Annotated in this window: 1 protein-coding gene and 2 pseudogenes; all 3 read right to left on the reverse strand. The window is 71.6% G+C overall.

The features are described 5' to 3' along the window. Positions 1-488, reverse strand: a pseudogene (locus GT354_RS47545) (cell division protein FtsK); the annotation flags it as partial. A gap of 78 nt (positions 489-566) precedes the next feature. After that, positions 567-950: an RRQRL motif-containing zinc-binding protein gene (locus GT354_RS47550; protein ID WP_161364031.1), complete on the reverse strand. Its 384-nt coding sequence runs from the start codon at positions 948-950 to the stop codon at positions 567-569. Beyond that, positions 950-1876 (reverse strand): annotated as a pseudogene (locus tag GT354_RS47555) (hypothetical protein); the annotation flags it as partial. The pseudogene GT354_RS47555 and the gene GT354_RS47550, both read right to left, overlap by 1 nt.

The raw sequence follows: 1876 nt of genomic DNA on the forward strand, positions 1-1876 counted from the left end.
GCGTCGGCCTTGCGGATCGCTTCCGCCCGCACGGGGCGGGTGTCGGTGTCGCCCACCCATCGGAACGCGCGGCCGACCAGGCGCACCGCGCCGAGCGGGGAGCGCACCGCGAGCGTCCCGGCGTAGACCGGGGTGCGGACGGCGTGGAACGCGAACACGTGCCGGTAGTGGTCGAAGACCCACCGCGCCTGCTCGCGCAGAGCTTCACGCGAACGCAGCCACGCGGGGAGCACGTCACGGCGCTGCTCGCCGCGCACCGACTCGTTCCACGTCGGCCGCTCACGGCCGGGCGGGTCGACCGGCACCGGGACGGTGTCGTCGTCGTCCTCGATCGGGTCGGGGTCGGGGTCGGTGCGGGCCTCGGCGTCCGGGTCGACGCTCTCACGCTGCTTGAAGAGAAGGACCGAACCACCGGGCGGGGCGTCGTCGCCCTGCTCGTCGGAGGGATCCGACTCGAAGTCGGGGCTGTCGAGGGTGTCGTGCGACATGCTGAACCTCTCCTCTTAAGAGGGGGAGAGCGGGCACCGGCGACTTGCTGTCCAGGCCGTGGCCGGTGCCCGCGCGAATCAGGTGGTGGCGCTGTACTCGAACCCGTCGGCGCACGGCACGCAGGTGCCGAGTCGGACCGAGATCACGTAGCCACGGTCGATGAGGCAGTCGGGGCAGGTTCGGCGGGCGCGCATCGCGGCGGCGAGCGCGCGATGTCGACCCGGTGTCATCGGGCGGACCGTGCGGGCACGGTCGACGCGGTACAGATACGCGACGCGCAGACCGCGCGCCCGCGACTGCCACATGAGTTGCGCGGCGGGATCCTGCCCACCGGGCCGCAACCCTTCCGCCCGAAGTTGACGGCGCGTCATGAGACCTTCCGGGGCGCACCGCCACGGGTAGGTCGGCGTGCCGTACCGGGCACCGGTGGGGTCCCAGAAGCGTTTCCGGAACCGCGCCATCAAGCACTGCCAGCGGCATCACCGGTGTCGGGGTCGACCACCAGGTGAAGACCGGCGGTCGTGCGCTCGGCGAGCAGCGCGTCCCGCAACGTCCGACCCTTCGCAGCCGACGTGCGGACCGCCTTGCGGACCGCCTCACCCGTCAACCGGTCGACCGGCCAACCCGCAGTCAACTCGCGTGCTGCGAGGAGCAGTTCATCGGTCGACCGGGCGCGGCCGGTCGACTTCGCAGCGGGCGGAACCTTGCCGGTCGACTTGCGCGGACGACCACCGGTCGACCGGCTCATGCTCGACTCGGTTACGTCGTTCTGTGTAGAAATGTGCTGATCAGGGGTCGACTGCTTGCCGTCGGTCGGGGCAGTCGAGCGGACCTTGCCGAGCAGTTCGGCGACCGGCCGCGCCGAGTCGAACGCGAGGATCAACGCGTCCCGCACGGCCTTGTCGGAGTCGAGCACCGACCCGCCCGGGGCGACGTCGGCGAGAGTTGCGGTCGGCGTCTGCAACACCGACAACGCGACCGGCTCGACACCCGACTCGGGCGCGTCGGCGAGCAGTTCGGCGACCTTGCGCACCGCCTTGTGATGACGCTTGAGCGTGCGACGCGTCACCCCGGGATCGGCGCCGTACACCGCACGCCACGCCACGATCCACGCCGCATCCTCCGTCAAGCCGGGCACCGCGGCGAGCAGGTCGCGCATGCGCCGACTCACCTTGCGAAACCGCGCCGTGCGGTACAGCTCGGCGCGCAACTGCTCGCCCGTCTTCCCGCCGGCGTGCTCCGCTTGGCTGTGTGCGTAGGACTCCCAGAGCAGCACGCCGAGCATCGACGCGATCCCCAGGACGACCGCGAGCGGAACGCTCCGGTGGATCGTGTGCGCCACGTTCAAGGCCGCGGCGGCGAGCGCCGAACCCCACGTGATCGCCCG

Origin of the sequence: Streptomyces sp. SID3343, from assembly GCF_009865215.1 — a bacterium.
Lineage (GTDB): Bacteria > Actinomycetota > Actinomycetes > Streptomycetales > Streptomycetaceae > Embleya.

What these genes read in the sequence shown, in the direction of transcription:
- GT354_RS47550 (WP_161364031.1), bottom strand. Translation starts at nt 950, where the DNA reads ATGGCGCGGTTCCGGAAACGCTTCTGGGACCCCACCGGTGCCCGGTAC.